Annotated in this window: 12 protein-coding genes and 1 pseudogene; 9 read left to right on the top strand and 4 right to left on the bottom strand. The window is 61.1% G+C overall.

Annotated features, from left to right (window positions below; genetic code table 11):
• From DA915_RS04930 to DA915_RS04965, 8 genes and pseudogenes are all read left to right on the top strand, one after another.
• A pseudogene (locus tag DA915_RS04930) lies at positions 1-150 on the top strand (c-type cytochrome biogenesis protein CcmI); the annotation flags it as partial.
• On the top strand, positions 147-659 hold the full coding sequence (gene ccmE / locus DA915_RS04935; RefSeq protein ID WP_020809581.1) for a cytochrome c maturation protein CcmE: 513 nt from the start codon (positions 147-149) through the stop codon (positions 657-659). The pseudogene DA915_RS04930 and the gene ccmE, both read left to right, overlap by 4 nt.
• Entirely contained in the window at positions 656-2,647 is a 1,992-nt protein-coding gene (locus tag DA915_RS04940; RefSeq protein ID WP_003509804.1) for a heme lyase CcmF/NrfE family subunit, read from the top strand. The genes ccmE and DA915_RS04940 overlap by 4 nt, the downstream gene beginning before the upstream one ends.
• Positions 2,644-3,111, top strand: a complete 468-nt coding sequence (locus DA915_RS04945) for a cytochrome c-type biogenesis protein CcmH (RefSeq protein ID WP_107675298.1) — start codon at positions 2,644-2,646, stop codon at positions 3,109-3,111. The genes DA915_RS04940 and DA915_RS04945 overlap by 4 nt, the downstream gene beginning before the upstream one ends.
• A gap of 156 nt (positions 3,112-3,267) precedes the next feature.
• Complete coding sequence (locus DA915_RS04950; RefSeq protein ID WP_107675299.1) at positions 3,268-4,836, top strand: Do family serine endopeptidase; 1,569 nt, start codon at positions 3,268-3,270, stop codon at positions 4,834-4,836.
• Between the two features lie 205 nt (positions 4,837-5,041).
• On the top strand, positions 5,042-5,800 hold the full coding sequence (locus DA915_RS04955; protein WP_020009721.1) for a response regulator transcription factor: 759 nt from the start codon (positions 5,042-5,044) through the stop codon (positions 5,798-5,800).
• Positions 5,801-5,809: 9 nt separating this feature from the next.
• Positions 5,810-7,219 (top strand): HAMP domain-containing sensor histidine kinase, encoded by a 1,410-nt coding sequence (locus DA915_RS04960; RefSeq protein ID WP_107675439.1) that lies wholly within the window; start codon positions 5,810-5,812, stop codon positions 7,217-7,219.
• 184 nt (positions 7,220-7,403) lie between these two features.
• Entirely contained in the window at positions 7,404-7,829 is a 426-nt protein-coding gene (locus DA915_RS04965; protein ID WP_107675300.1) for a thiol-disulfide oxidoreductase DCC family protein, read from the top strand.
• A 121-nt stretch (positions 7,830-7,950) separates the two neighbouring features.
• On the opposite strand, the gene DA915_RS04970 is transcribed toward DA915_RS04965, so the two are convergent.
• Positions 7,951-8,814, bottom strand: a complete 864-nt coding sequence (locus DA915_RS04970) for a MipA/OmpV family protein (protein ID WP_192886426.1) — start codon at positions 8,812-8,814, stop codon at positions 7,951-7,953.
• Between the two features lie 291 nt (positions 8,815-9,105).
• On the opposite strand from DA915_RS04970, the gene DA915_RS04975 reads away from it, so the two are divergent.
• Positions 9,106-12,075, top strand: coding sequence for a bifunctional [glutamine synthetase] adenylyltransferase/[glutamine synthetase]-adenylyl-L-tyrosine phosphorylase (locus tag DA915_RS04975; RefSeq protein ID WP_107675301.1), 2,970 nt, complete (start codon positions 9,106-9,108; stop codon positions 12,073-12,075).
• A 394-nt stretch (positions 12,076-12,469) separates the two neighbouring features.
• Here the strand turns inward: DA915_RS04975 and DA915_RS04985 are convergent, their stop codons facing one another.
• From DA915_RS04985 to pepN, 3 genes are all read right to left on the bottom strand, one after another.
• Positions 12,470-14,806, bottom strand: a complete 2,337-nt coding sequence (locus DA915_RS04985; protein ID WP_003509792.1) for a PAS domain-containing sensor histidine kinase — start codon at positions 14,804-14,806, stop codon at positions 12,470-12,472.
• Positions 14,807-15,045: 239 nt separating this feature from the next.
• Positions 15,046-15,366, bottom strand: a complete 321-nt coding sequence (locus DA915_RS04990; protein WP_107675302.1) for a carboxymuconolactone decarboxylase family protein — start codon at positions 15,364-15,366, stop codon at positions 15,046-15,048.
• A gap of 135 nt (positions 15,367-15,501) precedes the next feature.
• Positions 15,502-18,150 carry an aminopeptidase N gene (pepN, locus tag DA915_RS04995; RefSeq protein WP_107675303.1) on the bottom strand — a complete coding sequence of 883 codons (2,649 nt, stop codon included), beginning with the start codon at positions 18,148-18,150 and terminating at the stop codon, positions 15,502-15,504.
• Positions 18,151-18,264 lie beyond the last annotated feature (114 nt).

Consider the following 18,264-nt stretch of genomic DNA (forward strand, 5'->3'; position numbering starts at 1 on the left):
GAGGCCCTGCGGGCGGGGCTGAAGGCTTTCCCGCCGGAGGGTGAACAGGGCAGGCAGCTTCTGGCGCTGGCGAAGGAACTGGGCGTTTCCGCCGGGCCGATCCGTACGAACGGGCAACAGGATGCTGCGCCGCAGGGAGTGACGCAATGACCCGCAAACAGAAACGTCTCGCGATCATCGGCGGCGGCATGAGCTTTATCGTTGCAGCCGTGCTGCTCGTCATGTTCGCCTTTGGCCAGTCGATTGCCTATTTCTACATGCCCGCCGATCTGGAGAAGACGCCCGTCAATCCCGGCACCCGCATCCGCCTTGGCGGGCTGGTGGCGGAAGGCTCGATCAAGCGCGGCGAGGGCCGCACGGTGAGCTTTACGGTGACGGATGGCGAGGCCAATGTGCCGGTCAGCTATACCGGCATTCTGCCCGATCTCTTTCGCGAAGGGCAGGGCGTGGTGACCGAAGGCATGTTCGATGCCGCCACTCACGGCTTCGTGGCCGACAGCGTGCTGGCCAAGCACGACGAGAATTACATGCCGAAGGAAGTGGCAGACCGGCTGAAGGACAAGGGCCTGTGGCAACATGGCGGAGAGGGTGAGGAACCCGCCGCCGCGACGCCGTCAGCCAGTGCGACTTCGCCCGACAAGACCGGAGCAACCAAATGATCAACGAGATCGGCCATTACGTTCTGGTGCTGGCGCTTGGGGTGGGGCTGATCGTTTCCACGCTGCCGGTTATCGGCGCGCGCCGCAACGACCGGGCGCTGATGGATGTCGCCTCGCTCGGCTCCGTCATGATGTTCCTGCTGGTAGGTTTTTCCTTTGCGGCGCTGACGCGGGCCTATGCCGTCTCGGATTTTTCCGTGCGCAACGTCTGGGAAAACTCCCATTCGCTGATGCCGATGATCTACAAGCTGACCGGCGTGTGGGGCAACCATGAAGGCTCCATGCTGCTGTGGCTGCTCATTCTGGTGTTTTTCAGCGCGCTCGTCGCCGCCTTCGGCCGCAACCTGCCGGAAACGCTCAAAGCCAATGTTCTTGCGGTGCAGGCATGGATTTCGGTCGCCTTCCTGCTGTTCATCCTGCTCACCTCCAATCCCTTCCTGCGGTTGGAGCCGGTGCCGGCCGAAGGGCAGGACCTCAACCCGATCCTTCAGGATTTCGGCCTCGCCATCCATCCGCCGCTGCTTTATCTCGGTTATGTCGGCTTTTCCGTCTGCTTTTCCTTTGCGGTTGCCGCGTTGCTGGAGGGGCGCATCGATGCCGCCTGGGCGCGATGGGTGAGGCCGTGGACACTCGCCGCATGGACCTTCCTGACCGCCGGCATTTCCATGGGCTCCTACTGGGCCTATTATGAACTCGGCTGGGGCGGCTGGTGGTTCTGGGATCCGGTGGAAAACGCCTCCTTCATGCCTTGGCTTGCCGGAACCGCGCTGCTTCATTCGGCGCTTGTCATGGAAAAGCGCGAGGCGCTGAAAATCTGGACCGTGCTTCTGGCGATCATGACCTTTTCGCTGTCGCTGCTCGGCACCTTCCTTGTCCGCTCCGGCGTTTTGACCTCCGTGCATGCTTTCGCCACCGATCCGAGCCGCGGCATCTTCATTCTTGGCATTCTGACCGTCTTCATCGGCGGCGCCTTCGCGCTCTTTGCATGGCGCGCGCCCTCGCTGAAGGCCGGGGGGCTGTTTGCGCCGATTTCGCGTGAGGGATCGCTGGTTCTCAACAACCTCATCCTCACGGTGTCCACGGCAACCGTTCTGATCGGCACGCTTTACCCGCTCATTCTCGAAACCCTGACGGGCGAAAAAATCTCGGTCGGCGCGCCTTTCTTCAACCTCACCTTCGGCCTCCTGATGATCCCGATCCTGATCGTCACGCCCTTTGGCCCGATGCTCGCCTGGAAGCGCGGCGATCTGCTCGGCGCATTCCAGCGGCTTTATGTGGCCGCGGCGCTTGCGGCTCTCGCGGGTCTGACGCTCTGGTACATCGAAAATGGCGGTCCGGTGCTGGCCGCACTCGGCATCGCTGCGGGCTTCTGGCTGATCTTCGGGGCGCTTGCCGATCTCTGGTATCGCGCCAATTTCGGCAAGCTGGCCTTCGGCATCGCATTTCGCCGCCTCAAAGGCCTGCCGCGTTCGGCCTTCGGCACGGCGCTGGCGCATATGGGGCTCGGCATCACCGTGCTCGGCATCGTCATCGTCACCACTTTCGAGACGGAAACGGTGCTGGAGATGAAAGAGGGCATGGTGGCGGAGGCGGGCGGCTACAGCCTCACCTTCGACGGTATCCGCCACGCCGTCGGTCCGAATTTCACCGAGGATCGCGGCCATTTCACCATCCGCAAGGCGGGTGTCGAAGTGGCCGATGTGTGGTCCTCCAAGCGGCTCTATACCGCGCGGCGCATGCCGACGACGGAAGCGGGTATCCTGACCTTCGGCCTCAGCCAGCTTTATGTCTCGCTCGGCGATCCCATGACCGATGGCGGCATGGTGGTGCGCATCTGGTGGAAACCCTTCATCCTGTGCATCTGGGGCGGCACGCTGTTCATGATGGCGGGCGGTTTCATCTCGCTCTCGGACCGGCGTTTGCGGGTCGGTGCGCCGAATCGCAAGGCGAAGCCGGTGCGGGCTGCAATGCCGGAGGCGGCGGAATGAGGGAGTTTGTGGCAGCGCTCGGGCTTCTTCTCACCCTCATCTTCGCTGCGGCCTCTCCAGCCTTCGCGTTCAACCCCGACGAAGTCCTCAAAGACCCGGTGCTGGAACAGCGCGCCCGGAACCTGACGTCTAAGCTCCGCTGCATGGTCTGCCAGAACCAGTCGATCGACGACAGCAATGCCGAACTGGCGCGCGATCTGCGGGTCCTGGTGCGCGAGCGGCTGGTTCAAGGCGACAGCGACAAGGCTGTCATTGACTACGTCGTGTCGCGCTACGGCGAGTTCGTGCTCCTGAAACCGCGCCTCAGCCTTCGCACCGTGCTTCTGTGGGGCGCGCCCATTGGTCTCACCCTTGCGGGGATTTTCGCCGTCTTCGTGTTTTCCCGCCGCCGCGCAAGCCAGGAACAGCCACAGAAGCTGAGCGCGGACGAAGAAGAGCGAATCCGCAATCTCATTGAAAAATAACCGGTTTCCATTTCAGTCCCCGGTTCTTTTTCAACATTACGGATTTTTCATTCGTCAGACACTTCGCCGTAAGGTGTCGCCTCCTATATCTTCATCATCCACCGCTTCTCCCCCGGTCAAACGGGGCCTAGTCTGAATGAAGAAAGAAGGTACACCATGTCTCATTCGCAAAACGGCCATTCCTCGCTGAAGACGGCCTCGCTGAAGACGGCTCTGAAGGCCACGACCGTTGGCGGCCTTGCGGCGCTGATGCTTTCCACCGGCATCGCCGCCCCGATCCTCCACTCGTTCGCCGCTCCCGTCGAGGTGAATGCGCCGCAGGTTCCAAGCTTCGCCAACGTGGTCGATGCGGTATCGCCCGCCGTCGTCTCCGTTCGCGTACAGTCGAACGTGCAGCCCGCTTCCGATGACTCCAGCAATTTCTCCTTCAATTTTGGCGGCCGTGGCCTCGACCAGCTGCCTGATGACCATCCGCTGAAGCGCTTCTTCAAGGAATTCGGTGGTCCGAACCAGGATCGCTCCGAACGTGGTCCGAATCGCCACCGTGACGGCAAGGGTCCGCTTCGTCCCGTCGCTCAGGGCTCCGGCTTCTTCATCTCCGAAGACGGTTACATCGTCACCAACAACCATGTCGTCGATGATGGCTCCGCCTATACGATCGTCATGAACGACGGTACCGAACTCGAAGCCAAGCTCGTCGGCCGTGATCCGCGCACCGATCTTGCGCTCCTGAAGGTCGATGTGAACCGCAAGTTCACCTATGTGAAGTTTGCCGATGACAGCAAGATCCGCGTCGGTGACTGGGTCGTCGCCGTCGGTAACCCCTTCGGCCTCGGCGGCACGGTGACATCAGGCATTATTTCGGCCCGCGGCCGCGATATCGGCTCCGGCCCCTATGATGATTACCTGCAGATCGACGCCGCCGTGAACCGAGGCAACTCGGGTGGCCCGGCCTTCAACCTCAATGGCGAAGTGGTCGGCATCAATACCGCCATCTTCTCGCCGTCGGGCGGCAATGTCGGCATCGCCTTCGCCATTCCGGCATCCGTCGCCAAGGACGTGATTGCCGATCTGCAGAAGGACGGCAAGGTCGAACGCGGCTGGCTCGGCGTGCAGATCCAGCCGGTCAGCAAGGATATCGCCGAATCGCTTGGCCTCGCTGAAGCAAGCGGCGCGCTCGTCGTTTCGCCGCAGTCCGGCTCGCCGGGCGACAAGGCCGGCATCAAGCAGGGTGACATCATCACCGCCGTCAATGGCGAGCCCGTCAAGGATGCCCGCGACCTGTCGCGCCGCATCGGTGGCATGGCGCCCAACGCCAAGGTTGAAATCTCGCTGTGGCGCGGTGGCAAGTCGCAGTCGGTCACGGTGACGCTGGGTGATCTTACAAGCGACGACGCCTCCAAGGCGACGCCGACCCAGAACGACGACAATGGCGACCAGTCTTCCAGCGAGAAGGTGCTGTCCAGCCTCGGCCTGACGGTTTCTCCCGCCGATGACGGCAATGGCCTTGCCATCACCGATGTCGACCCCGACAGCGATGCCGCTGCCCGTGGCCTGAAGACGGGTGAGAAGATCACCTCGGTCAACAACCAGCAGGTCGCTTCCGCCGCCGATATCGAGAAGATTCTCGAGCAGGCCAAGAAGGACGGACGCTCCAAGGCGCTGTTCCAGATTCAGACGGATGATGGCAGCCGCTTCATCGCTCTGGATATCGACCAGGGTTGATAAGCTGAAACGCGATGCCGGCTTCTTTTGGGACCCGGCATCGCATCTCGCTCTTGAGACGGGGCGGTTGAGTATGGCAGGGCGCTACGGCCCTTTTCTTCTCCCCGCCGGGGAGAAGAAACAAGCGGCACCCGCCTGATCCATAGGCGATTGTTCCGCCTGGAAGCGCGATGGTGCTTAAGGCCCGATCTTCGGAGGAAATTCCATGGAAAACAAGGTTCAGGAAGTCTCTCCCGCATCTGTTTCCGGTTGTGCGGAAAAGGGCGAGGGCGCTATTGTCCCGCACATGAAGATTCTAGTCATTGAAGACGACCTAGAGGCTGCGGCCTATATGACCAAGGCGTTCCGCGAAGTCGGGATCGTCGCCGATCACGCGAGCGACGGTGAGAGCGGCCTGTTCATGGGCTGCGAGAATGCCTATGACGTGATGGTGATCGACCGCATGCTGCCGCGCCGCGACGGGCTTTCCGTCATCAGCGAGCTGCGCCGCCGCGGTATCGAGACGCCGGTTCTGATCCTTTCCGCGCTGGGGCAGGTGGATGACCGCGTGACCGGCCTGCGCGCCGGCGGCGATGATTATCTGCCGAAGCCTTACGCCTTTTCCGAATTGCTCGCCCGCATCGAGGTGCTGGGCCGCCGTAAGGGCAAGCCCGAGCAGGACATGATCTACCGGGTCGGCGATCTCGAACTCGACCGGCTGTCACATGATGTGCGCCGCAACGGCAAGGAAATCCTGCTGCAGCCGCGCGAATTCCGCCTGCTGGAATATCTGATGAAGAATGCCGGCCAGGTGGTGACCCGCACCATGCTTCTCGAAAATGTCTGGGACTATCACTTCGATCCGCAGACCAATGTCATCGACGTGCATGTTTCCCGCCTGCGCTCGAAGATCGAGAAGGACTTCGAGAAGCCGCTTCTGAAGACCATCCGCGGCGCCGGTTACATGATGAAGGACGAGGGCTGATTGGCGAAGATGGCCCGCCTCAGAATAGTGTTCCGGTCGACGGCGGTGCGCCTTTCGGCGCTCTATATCCTGCTGTTCGCGCTCTGCGCCGCCTTCCTCGTCTTTTATGTCACCGCCCTTTCCGAAAGGCTGCTGAACCAGCAGACGCGTGATGCGGTGCTGCAGGAAGTTTCGGATGTGCAGCGGATATATAATCGCGGCGGCATCAACCCGCTTCTCAGGATGATGGAGCGCCGCGCCCGCCAGCCGGGTGCGAGCCTTTATGTCATCGCCGGGCCGAATGGCGAAATCCTTGCCGGCAACGTTGCCTCCGTTCAGCCCGGTGTCTTCGACAAGGAGGGCTGGACGGGCTTCCCGTTCCGCTACGAGCGTTATTCCGAAAGCGGCGACAGCGTGCAGCATCTCGCCACCGCCAATATCTTCATGCTGGACAACGGCCTGCGCATCCTGATCGGCCGCGATCTCGGCGAGCCGACCAAGTTCCGGGCGCTGGTACGCAATGCGCTGATGGTGGCGCTCGCCATCATGGGCGGCGGCGCACTGCTCATCTGGTTCGGTATCGGCCGCAATGCGTTGAAACGCATCGACCGCATGTCTGCGGCGACCAAGAAGATCATGGCCGGCGATCTTTCCCAGCGTCTGCCGCAGGGCCGATCCGGCGATGAATTCGACCGCCTGTCCGGCTCGCTGAACGCCATGCTCGGCCGCATCGAGAAGCTGAATGAAGGCCTGCGGCAGGTCTCCGACAATATCGCCCACGACCTGAAGACGCCGCTGACGCGACTGCGCAACAAGGCGGCCGCCGCCCTTGACGACAATGACGAGACGAAACGGCGCGCGGCCCTTGAAGGCATCATCGCCGAGTCAGACCAGCTTATCCGCACCTTCAACGCGCTCTTGATGATTTCCCGCGTCGAGGCCGGTTCGATCGCCGCGGAAATGACCGATGTCGACGTCTCGGCAATTGCCGCCGACAGCGCCGAACTTTACGAGCCTGTCGCCGAGGATGCCGGGCTTGCTCTGGAAGCCGAAATAGAGGCTGACCTTTCGGTAAAGGGCAACCGCGAACTGATCGGCCAGGCGCTCTCCAACCTCATCGACAACGCCATGAAATATGCCTGCGAGGGCGAAGGTGACAAGAAACTCGTCGTCCGTCTGACAAGAGAGCCGGAGGCCATCGTGCTCTCTGTCGCCGATAGCGGTCCCGGCATTCCCGCCGACAAGCGCGGCGAGGTGCTGAAACGTTTCGTCAGGCTGGATGAAAGCCGCTCCAAGCCGGGAACCGGGCTCGGCCTGTCGCTGGTGGAGGCCGTCATGGAACTGCATGGCGGATCGCTGGTGCTATCGGACACGGATGCCTCGAATGCTGCCTGCCCGGGGCTGACGGTTTCGATGGTGTTTCCCATCCCCAAGGCGTAAGCATCGTTGACTGATGGTGCCAGTGGGTTTCCGCACCGGTGAGTTTCGGCGAATGAGCGGGATTTTCCGGGAAATGACTGTTTTTCAAGATTATATTGAAAGATAATCTGGAGAACGGTTCCGTTGATTGACGCAATGGCTCTGTTCGGAAATCGCGTGCGATGGACGAAAGGATGTGTGACGGGTGGCAGCTACGGTTCCCTTGATCGACGACGGGCATGGCCCGATCATTCTGTTCGATGCGGAATGTGTCTTGTGTTCCGTGAATGCGCAATTCGTGCTGCGGCATGACAGGGCCGGATATTTCCGTCTGGCCTCCATGCAGAGCGAGATCGGTGCTGAAATTTACCGTCGTTACGATATGGACCCGAAAGATCCCGTCAGCATGCTGGTCGTGGATGGCGGCAGGGTGCGGCAGGACAGCGATGCTGTGCTGAGCATATATGAGGCGCTGGGCATGCCCTGGCGGCTTGTTACCCTATTGCGCATCATTCCCGCATTTCTGCGCGATCCCGTTTATCGCTTTGTCGCCCGCAATCGCTACCGCTGGTTCGGAAAGCATGAAGAGTGCTGGGTGGCGCCGCCGGAATACCGGGACAGGATTCTTTGAATATGGCGGCCCAGTGAAACGCCTTGCGGCGTTTCACTGGATGAGGAGGCGTGAGGGTAGGGACGCCTTTCCTCATGGGGATGGTGGGCGGGTTCGCGGTCGCGTACTTCTCCCGCGCGGTTTAGAACGTGTAGGCCACGCCGATCATGGCGAAGGGCTGGATATCCTTTTTCACCACCGGACTGTCCTTGGCGTCGCCCAGCAGGAAGCCGACACCGCCGGTGCCGGTGATCATCCAGTTCTCCGTCATGAGATATGAAACCGAGGCGCTGGCGTCGATGCGCTTGAAGCCTGCCTTGGCGTCATAACGGCGCAGGCCGGAACGGGCGGATTGGGCCGAGGTGACACCGAAATAGGATTTCATGTGGTTGTCGTCCGCCCAGGTGGCGGAGAGATCCGCACCGAAGATGAACTGGTCGACTTTCTTCGAGACGCTTGCGCCGACAGTGGCGGTCAGGCCTTCGCTGCCGCCGATGGTCTTGTCCACCTTGGCGTAGATTTCAAAGGGGTCGACGCCATAGGCGATGACGCCGCCGACCACGCCGCCGGCCTTGATGTCGCCCAGCCCGCGCAGGTTCTTCTTGTCGTCCTTTTCCTTGCGCCCCGCTTCCCATCCACCCTTGACGCCCAGCCGGAAGCCGTTCTGGTTCAGAAGATTGACGGTAACGCCGCTGAAATCGATGCTCAGGGTTTCTCCATACTGGACGGAAACCAGCGGAACGGCGCCCACTTCCAGCTTGTCCGAACCTTCATATTTCGGGGCATAGGCCGCACCTGCGCCGAGCGTGATCTTCCACTCGCTGGAGCTGCTGTAACGGGCATTGTCGAAATTGCCCTGCGGATCGGCCACCCTGTCCGATTTGCCGATATCGGCGGCGAAGACCGGTGTGCAGATCGCCTGCGCGGCGGGCAACGTCGTCAGGCAAAGGGCCATCGCGCGCAGGTTCTTTTGCCATTTCACTGTAAAAATCTGTTTCATGATCATATCCGTTGCAGCATCGAGCGTTGGAAAACCGGGGAGTCGGGTTTCGTTGAGGATGACGCTACGCGGGCACAATTGCGGAGACATTACGCGGTGCGGCGCTTTGGAAAACATCGCCACCGGCGGTTTTCTGATCGCAAAGCGGCCCGCATTTGTTACAACGCCACATGCATGCGCCGGGAGGCTTCGGCAAAGGTGCGGCGGCAGGGACGTTTCGGATGCGGTGCGTCCGGTCCTGAAAGCCGGGCACGGTCGAAGAGCGGCGAGAGAATAGGCGGAAGAGGGAGAGAGACAGTGACGAAACGGGAAACCGCTGAAAGGCGGCTGAGCGAGGTTCTGCCGGGGATGATCCGTCCCTATACGCAGACGGAACTGAAATCCGTTCTTTCGACGCTGAAGGATATCGGCAAGGGCGAGCCGGCGGTGGCCGCGCTGCTTGCCGGGGAAAGCGCGCTCAAAGACTTTATCGCTGCGGCTTTCACGCTGTCTCCCTATCTGCGCGACATGGCGTCGGCGGATGAAGGGCTTTTGTCGCTGGCGATTTCGAAACCGCTTGAGCCGCTGCTGACCGGTCTCGTCCGCGAGGCGCGCGATTGCTGGAAGTCCGGGAACGAGGGCGGTATACCGAGCGAAAACGAGGTGATGTCGCGGCTGAGAGTAGCCAAGCGGCGGCTTTCCTTTATCGCCGCACTTGCCGATCTCGCCCGCATCTTCACCGCGCGTGATACGACCCGCTGGCTGAGCGACATGGCGGATGCAGCGCTCTCCGCCGCCATCGATCACCTGCTGCTGTCGGCCCATGAGAGCGGCAAGCTGAAACTGAAGGATGTCGCAGCCCCCAGCGAAGGATCGGGCCTCATCGTGCTCGGCATGGGCAAGCTCGGTGCGCGCGAACTCAACTATTCCTCCGACATCGACGCCGTGGTGTTCTTCGAACCCTCAGCCGGCATCATGGACGATCCCTATGATGCGACGGAGAATTTCGGACGCATGATGCGCCGTCTGGTGCGCATCATGCAGGAGCGCACCGCCGATGGTTATGTCTTCCGCACCGATCTCCGGCTGCGGCCCGACCCCGGCTCGACGCCGCTCGCCATTCCCGTGGAAGCGGCGCTGCTTTATTACGAGGGCCGGGGGCAGAACTGGGAACGCGCCGCCTATATCAAGGCGCGGCCGGTGGCCGGCGACATGAAGGCGGGCGAGAACTTCCTGCGCGAGCTGACGCCTTTCATCTTCCGCAAATATCTCGATTACGCGGCGATTGCCGATATCCACTCCATCAAGCGGCAGATCCACGCCCATAAGGGCCATGGCGCGATTGCGGTGAAGGGTCATAATGTCAAACTCGGGCGCGGCGGCATCCGCGAGATCGAGTTCTTCGCCCAGACGCAGCAGCTCATCGCCGGCGGCCGCATGCCGGCGCTACGTGTGCGGGCAACGCAGGAGGCGCTTGCCGCACTGACCGAGGCGAAATGGATCGACGCAGAAACGCGCGACAGCCTGACCGACGCCTACTGGTTCCTGCGTGAGGTGGAGCATCGCATCCAGATGGTGCGCGATGAACAGACCCATGTGTTGCCCGACACCGAAGCCGAATTGAAGCGCATTGCCTTCATGCTCGGCTTTGACGACACCAAGGCTTTTTCGGAAAAGCTGGAAGAAGTGCTGCGGCTGGTGGAGCGGCGTTATTCCGCGCTGTTTGAGCAGGAAACGAAACTCTCCGGCGAGGCGGGCAATCTGGTCTTCACCGGCCAGAAGGACGATCCCGATACGCTGAAAACACTCTCCGCCCTCGGCTTCGAGCGGCCGGAGGATATCTCCCGCGTCATCCGCACCTGGCACAATGGCCGTTACCGGGCCACCCAATCGGTCGAGGCGCGCGAGCGGTTGACGGAGCTGACGCCGGACCTGCTGCGCGCCTTCGGTGAAAGCAAGCGGGCGGATGAGGCGCTCCTGCGTTTCGATAATTTCCTTTCCGGCCTGCCGGCCGGCATCCAGCTGTTTTCGCTGCTCGGCAACAATCCGGCGCTGCTCGACCTGCTGGTGACCATCATGTCATCAGCACCGCGCCTTGCCGAAATCATCGCCGCCCGCCCGCATGTCTTTGACGGCATGCTGGACCCGGCGCTGATGAGCGACATCCCGACACGCGATTATCTCGCCCACCGCATGGGCAATTTCCTCTCCAACGCCCGCCATTACGAGGATATTCTCGACCGGCTGCGCATCTTTGCCGCCGAACAGCGCTTCCTGATCGGTGTCAGGCTTCTGACCGGCGCAATCCGCGGCGAAGTCGCCGCCCGCGCTTTCACCCACCTGGCCGATCTGGTGATCGAGGCGGCGCTGAATGCGGTTCTGGCGGAGATGGAAGCGGCGCATGGGCTCTATCCCGGTGGCCGTGTCGCCGTCATGGGCATGGGCAAGCTCGGCTCCTTCGAGCTGACGGCTGGTTCGGATGTCGATCTCATCCTGCTTTACGATTATGACGATGCCGCCCATGAATCCACCGGTGCAAAGCCGCTCGATGTGGTGCGCTATTTCACTCGCGTTACCCAACGGCTGATTGCTGCCTTATCGGCCCCGACGGCGGAAGGCGTGCTTTACGAGGTCGACATGCGGCTTCGCCCTTCCGGCAACAAGGGGCCGGTGGCGACGCGCATCTCCGCTTTCGAGAAATACCAGCGCGAGGAAGCCTGGACCTGGGAACACATGGCGCTCTCCCGCGCCCGCCTGATCTGCGGCGATGCCTCGCTGATGGAAGATGCGCGCCGCATCATCGCTTCCATCCTTTCGCAAAAGCGCGATGCGGCCAAGGTTTCCGTCGACGTGCTGGACATGCGCAACCTCATCGAGCAGGAAAAACCGCCGGAAAACAACTGGGACTTCAAGCTCATCAACGGTGGCCTGATCGACCTCGAATTCATCGCCCAATATCTGGCGCTGGTGGGGCCGGTGAAGGGGCTTGCTGCGCACGAACCGGGTCGCAATACGGCCGAGGCGTTGCAGGCGCTCGCCGCGCCTGTCATGGAGCCGCAGGCTTTCGATGACTGCATGGCGGCGATGGGGCTTTATACCGAAATATCGCAGATCGTGCGGCTGTGCATTGATGGGACGTTCAATCCGAAAGAGGCGCCGGCGGGCCTGATCGACCTCGTGTGCCGGGCGGGGGATTGCCCGGATATTTCAACGCTTGAGGGAGAGGTGAAGCGGCTGGCGAAAGCAGTGCGCAAGGCGTTTGTGGCGGTGGTGAAGAACGGTAATTAGTGAATCGGATCATAGAAAGAAGAAGCTGAGCATGAAGGTGTATTTCTATATACTGCCTGCAATATTATTGTTCTTTTTTTTACCTCTTATTTTAAATATATCGGCGGATATCATTGCATACGCGTATGGATGCCAAATCCATCTCGACGAGATTAAGTGTTCCGCAGGAGACGCCTCCGTCCCCATTGTAGCTGCTTTTGCACTAGATATCTGCTTATTGGCACTGCGATTGTTGTTCTTTGTGCCCCTGATCGCGGCGATGTTTTTCTTCATCTGGCTATTGCTAATATTGCGATATGCCCTGCTAAGAATTGAGACCAAAAGTAAATGATGGAAGAGCCAATTTCCCTATAATTTAGGCCCTTGTCGGTTGGGCGCGAACATCGTCCAACGCTCAATGCACCGTCCCACACACCCCCGCCGTATGCGGAATAATGATCGTCACCACCGTGCCGCGACCCTCACATGAGCGTATCTTCATCGTCCCGCCATGCAGCTTCACCAGTGAGCGGGAAATCGCCAGCCCAAGCCCGGAACCGCCCTGGCTCTTGGCATATTGGCTCTGCACCTGCTCGAAAGGCTGGCCGATCTTGTTGAGCGCCTGCGCGGGGATGCCGATGCCGGTATCGGCGATGGTGAGGATCATCGCGGCCTCATGCACATGGGTGCGCAGCGCGATGCGGCCGCCGTCGCCGGTGAATTTGACCGCGTTGGAGAGCAGGTTGAGCATGATCTGCTTCATGGCGCGGCGGTCGCCCTGCATGGTCAGCCCGGCGCAGACCTTCTGCTGCACGGTGATGTTCTTCTGCTGGGCCTGAATGGCGGTCAGCCGCAGCGTCTCCTCGATCAGCGGCGCAAGATCGATCGTCTCGCGGTTGATGCGCATATGGCCCGCTTCAATCTTCGACATGTCGAGAATATCGTTGATGACGTTGAGCAGGTGTTTGCCGCTGTCATGGATATCGCGGGCATATTCGGAATATTTCGGCGAGCCGACCGGCCCGAACATCTCGTTTTGCAAGATTTCGGAAAAGCCGAGGATGGCGTTGAGCGGCGTGCGCAGCTCGTGGCTCATATTGGCGAGGAATTCGGATTTCGCCCGGTTGGCGGCCTGCGCACGCTCTTTTTCGGCGAGATAATTGGCGTTGGCGTCGGAAAGTTCCGTCTTCTGCCGTTCCAGCTTGTGCTGCGAGGCGGAGAGGTCGCCGATCGTTGCCATCAGCCGGCGTTCGGAATCGCGCAGCCGTTCCTGATGGCGCTTCAGAAGGGTGATATCGGTGCCGACGGAGACGAGGCCGCCGTCACGGGTGCGGCGCTCGTTGATCTGCAGCCAGCGGTCATCGGCAAGCTGCACTTCCATGGTGCGCGACAGGCCGGATTGGTCCGGATCGGCAACGCGGCGTTCAACCACGGGGCGGGCTGCTGCGGCATGGACCGTGCTTTTTTCCGTGCCGGCCACCAGCACGCTGTCAGGCAGGCCATAGGCCTTCTGGTAGTGGGTGTTGCACATGACGAGGCGATCGTTCTTGTCCCACAGCACGAAGGCTTCCGAGGTGGATTCGATGGCGTCGGCAAGGCGCTGGTCCGCCTCGGCATAACGCTGGGCGAGGCGGTGCTGTTCGGTGACATCCATGGCGATGCCGATGACGCGCGGGCCGTTATTGGTGCGGATGACCTGGGCGCGGGCGCGCAGCCAGACATAATGACCCTTGGAATGGCGCATGCGGAAAATCTGGTCGATCTGGCGCAGGTTGCCGCAGCCGACGGCGCGAGCAAGCTCGTAGAGATTGCCGTCTTCGGAATGCATCATGCGGGCCGCATCGGAAAAGGAGAGCGGTGCTGCCTTCGGCGGAAGCCCAAGAATTTCATAAAGCGAACCGGACCAGAACATGCGCCGACTGGAAAGATCGAAATCCCAGAGGCCGCAGCGCCCGCGTGACAGCGCCGTTTCCACCCGCAGGTTGGATTCGGCGAAGATGTCGTCGGCGTCGCGGGCGCGCTTCACCTGCATATAATAGGCGTAGAGCACGACGAGCAGGATGGAGGAGATGCCGGCGAACAGCGTCACGTTCATGGCGATTTCGCTACGCCAGAAGGAGCGGATCGGCTGCAGCGAGCGCGCCGCGATCACCATGGCGCCATCATCACCGAAGGGGATCATCGTCGCATAATGCTGCTGGCCATCGATGTTGGTCTCGATGGTGCCGGGCGAGCCGGGGAAACGCTGCACGATGGCGATTTCGGGAAGCAGGGCGGGCAGCGAGGTGCCGATATAAAGCATCGCCTCCTTGCCCGCGCCCGCGAAGATGCGGCCATTGCTGCCTGACAGCAGTACCATGGTGCCATCGGCAAGGCTGCCCGACGGCAACGCGGCGACAAGGCTCGCCTCGGCGCGGGTCCGGTCCTGCCCGGTGAAAACGATACCGTTGTTAATAAGGGCCGCTTTCGCCGTCAGCGCCGTCAGCGCCGTGGAGTGGCGGGCGGCCTCTTCCATGCGGCTGTATTCGGCAACGATGCCAAGCATGCGGGAGGCAGCGACAACAACGAGGAAGGCGAGAATGAGAATGGGGATCAGACGTTTCAGCAGGGTTTCGACCTGCGGCGCCGGGCGGTCGGAGCCATTCATCAAACCCATCAGGTCGCTGGAAAGCCTTTCGCCCCAGGCCGCAAGATCAGAAAATTTGGCATACGGCCGCTCATCGCCCGCAGTCGCCCGCCGCACGTTCGTCATTGTCCCGCCTTTTAGATGTCCCCAGTGATTCGAAGCGCCGCCGCTTGAATATCTCTAATGAATCAAATGCGATTCGCCGTGTCCAGAGGCAAAAGTTAAAAGAATTTTAACCCCTTGAACCGACTCCGTATTTTTTCGGGACAATCTGCTCCCGCTTCGGGAAAAGCGGGATTCATGAAGAAAAACAGTGAGCCGGCACTTCAATTCCGGCGGTTTCGGGATGCCGCGTGGAACGGGTTTCAGCCTCCATCGAAGGCATCGAGAGCAGGGCCAAGCGCGCTGATCACGCCATTGCCGGCGGCGGGAAGACCGGTCAGCACCGCGCTGACGATATCCTCCTGGCTTGCGCCGTGCGCCTTGGCTTCCGTCACATGAAAAGCGATGCCGCTTTCCAGACGCAGGGCGGCCAGAATACCGATATAGATCAGGCTCTGCGTCTTCACATCGAGTGTGGAGGCCGCGCCCAGGCCCTGCACGGCCTGAAGCCATGCCGCCTTGTGAGCCGGGGCGTCGGTCATGAAGCGTTGAAACGAGGCGCTGGTTCTGGACATGTCCGTCATCTGAAGTTCCCATCTGATCCCGAGCCAACGTCGGCCCTTCGCACACAAAGATGCTGCGCAATGCGCGACGCCGCCTTGATGGAAATCAAGACGGCGTCGCGGCATGGATCAGAATGGTGGAGCTTCGGCGGACGATCAGCCCTTGAGGATACGCCCGACGATGTCGCTTACATCCGTCGACAGGTCCTTCGCCTCGGCAATGGTCGAAAGCGCGGCTTTCGCATGTTCGGCACGGCTTGCCTCCAGCGATCGCCAGGAGCGCATGGAGGTCAAAATGCGGGCGGCCAGCTGCGGATTGCGCTTGTCGATGGCGATGATCTGTTCCGCAAGGAAACGATAGGCCGCGCCATCGGCTCGGTGGAAGCCGGTGGGGTTGGAGAAGGCAAGCGTGCCGACCAGCGAGCGCACCCGGTTCGGATTGGTGGCGATGAAATGTTTCGATTTCATCAGCCCCTTGATACGCTCCAGCGCGCCTTCGCCCGGAATGGCTGCCTGCAGCGAGAACCATTTGTCGAGAACGAGTGCATTGTCGGCAAAGCGTTTTTCGAAGGCGGCAAGCGCTTCCTTTGTTTCCGTGCTTTCCGGGAAACGCTGGGTCAGGACACTGAGCGCATGGGCGAGATCGGTCATGTTGGTGGCGTCGGCAAAGGCCTTCGCCGCCCGCTCCGGTGTTCCCTCGGCAAAGGCGAGGAAGCTCAGGGCGCCATTGCGCAGCGAACGGCGTCCGGCGCTGTCGGCGTCGGGGCTGTAAGCCTCGCCATTGGCAGCACTATCAGCAAGCCGCCGCAGCGTTTCTAGGCCGGACGTGGCAATCGCCTTGATCGTGGCATTGCGCGCCTTGTGGATGGCATCGGGATCGGTGTTGCCGCCGAGTTCGCGGGCGATATCCGTTTCGCTCGGCAAGGCCAGCGCCTGCGCCCGGAATGCCGGCTCAAGCGCGTCGTTGCCGATGATTTCGATGAGCGTGGCGGAGAGAGCCGCATCCGTCTGTGTTTCTTCGCCCTTCTGCACCGCCTTGGTGGCGGCAATCAGCGCCGGCAGGGCGAGATCGGTCAGCGCCTGGAAACGGGCGAACATGTCAGTCTCATGCCGGGCGATCTGCACCAGATCGGCCGCATTCTGCTCGAAATCCAGATTGATCGGTGCCGAGAAGCTGCGGTTGATAGACAGCACCGGCCTCGACGAGATGCCGGTAAAGGAGAAGGTCTGGTTGCGTTCGGTCAGATGCAGCACGCCATTGCGATACTCGCCGCCTTCGACGGCCTGCGGTTCGGCGATCTGGCCATTGTCGAGGATCAGCGCCAGCGACAGCGGAATATGGCGCGGCTGCTTCACCGGCTGGCCGGGCGTCGGCGCCACGGTCTGTTCCAGCGTCAGTCTGAAGGTGGCATTGCCCGCATCATAAGCCGATGAGACGGAGACGAGCGGTGTGCCCGCTTCCGTGTACCAGAGCGAAAATTGCGAGAGGTCGCGGCCGCTCGCATCGGCGAAACTCTTGACGAAATCCTCGACGGTCGCGGCTTCGCCGTCATGGCGCTCGAAATAGAGGTCCATGCCCTTCTTGAAATCATCAGCGCCGAGGATCGTGGCGATCATCCTCGTGACTTCTGCACCTTTTTCATAGACGGTCGTTGTGTAGAAATTGTTGATTTCGCGATAGGTATCCGGGCGCGGCGGGTGCGCCAGCGGGCCGGAATCCTCGGGAAACTGCTCCGATTTCAGGTGGCGCACATCGGCGATGCGCTTGACCGGCCGCGAGCGCATGTCGGCGGAAAATTCCTGATCGCGATAGACCGTCAGGCCTTCTTTCAGGCAGAGCTGGAACCAGTCGCGGCAGGTAATGCGGTTGCCCGTCCAGTTGTGGAAATATTCATGGGCGATGATACGCTCGATATTGGCGTAGTCAGCATCGGAGGCGGTTTCCGGGTCGGCCAGCACGAATTTGTCGTTGAAGACGTTGAGACCCTTGTTCTCCATCGCGCCCATGTTGAAGTCGGACACGGCGACGATCATGAAGATATCGAGGTCGTATTCGCGGCCGAAGCGCTCTTCGTCCCATGTCATGGAACGTTTCAGCGCACCCATGGCGTAAGCCGCGCGCGGCTCCTTGCCGTGCTCGACATAAATCTTCAACGCCACCTCGCGGCCGGACATGGTGGTGAAGGTATCTTCCACCACGCCGAGATCGCCGGCGACAAGCGCGAAGAGATAGCTGGGTTTCGGATGCGGATCGAACCAGGCTGCGAAGTGACGGCCTTCATCGTAATTGCCGCCGCCGAGGAAATTGCCGTTCGAGAGCAGCAGCGGATTGCCTTCCTTCGCCGCGATGATCGTCACCGTATAGGGCGCCAGAACATCCGGCCGGTCGGGGAAATAGGTGATACGGCGGAAACCTTCCGCCTCGCATTGCGTGCAATAAACGCCATTGGTGCGGTAAAGCCCCATCAGCTGCGTATTGATCTGCGGATTGATGTAATTGGTGACGCAGATCTCGAAGGGAGATTCGGCCGGCAAATCGCGGATGGTCAGGCTGTCGGGCGTCGCCTCATATTGGCCGACGGGAAGCTCCACCTGGTCGAGCAGCAGGCCGGAAAGCTTCAGCTCGTCGCCATCAAGGACGAGCGGCGCCTGCCGCTCAGCGCCTTCGCGCCGGTGAAAGATCAAACGGGCTTCGACCTTGGTATTCTTGGGGTCGAGTTCGAAGGTGAGATCCACCCGCTCCAGAACGAAATCGGTGGGGCGGTAATCTGCCAGGTGAACGATCTGGCCCGTGTCTGTTCGCATGACTGTCCCTGAATAACTTGGCGTGGTCTTCCCGGCATCATGTCGCCATAAGTCCCGGATGTAAAATGGGTAGAGTATTCGTCACGTTCATGTGCGCATCGGAGGACGTCCTGT

This window comes from Agrobacterium sp. LAD9 (genome assembly GCF_003031125.1).
Lineage (GTDB): Bacteria > Pseudomonadota > Alphaproteobacteria > Rhizobiales > Rhizobiaceae > Agrobacterium > Agrobacterium radiobacter.

Bases quoted from the DNA above. Each gene is read 5' to 3' on its own strand.
- pepN (WP_107675303.1), bottom strand. From the start codon at position 18,150: ATGCGAACAGACACGGGCCAGATCGTTCACCTGGCAGATTACCGCCCC.
- DA915_RS04950 (WP_107675299.1), top strand. From the start codon at position 3,268: ATGTCTCATTCGCAAAACGGCCATTCCTCGCTGAAGACGGCCTCGCTG.
- DA915_RS04990 (WP_107675302.1), bottom strand. From the start codon at position 15,366: ATGACGGACATGTCCAGAACCAGCGCCTCGTTTCAACGCTTCATGACC.
- DA915_RS04940 (WP_003509804.1), top strand. From the start codon at position 656: ATGATCAACGAGATCGGCCATTACGTTCTGGTGCTGGCGCTTGGGGTG.
- DA915_RS04955 (WP_020009721.1), top strand. From the start codon at position 5,042: ATGGAAAACAAGGTTCAGGAAGTCTCTCCCGCATCTGTTTCCGGTTGT.
- DA915_RS04985 (WP_003509792.1), bottom strand. From the start codon at position 14,806: ATGACGAACGTGCGGCGGGCGACTGCGGGCGATGAGCGGCCGTATGCC.
- DA915_RS04970 (WP_192886426.1), bottom strand. From the start codon at position 8,814: ATGATCATGAAACAGATTTTTACAGTGAAATGGCAAAAGAACCTGCGC.
- DA915_RS04960 (WP_107675439.1), top strand. From the start codon at position 5,810: ATGGCCCGCCTCAGAATAGTGTTCCGGTCGACGGCGGTGCGCCTTTCG.
- ccmE (WP_020809581.1), top strand. From the start codon at position 147: ATGACCCGCAAACAGAAACGTCTCGCGATCATCGGCGGCGGCATGAGC.
- DA915_RS04945 (WP_107675298.1), top strand. From the start codon at position 2,644: ATGAGGGAGTTTGTGGCAGCGCTCGGGCTTCTTCTCACCCTCATCTTC.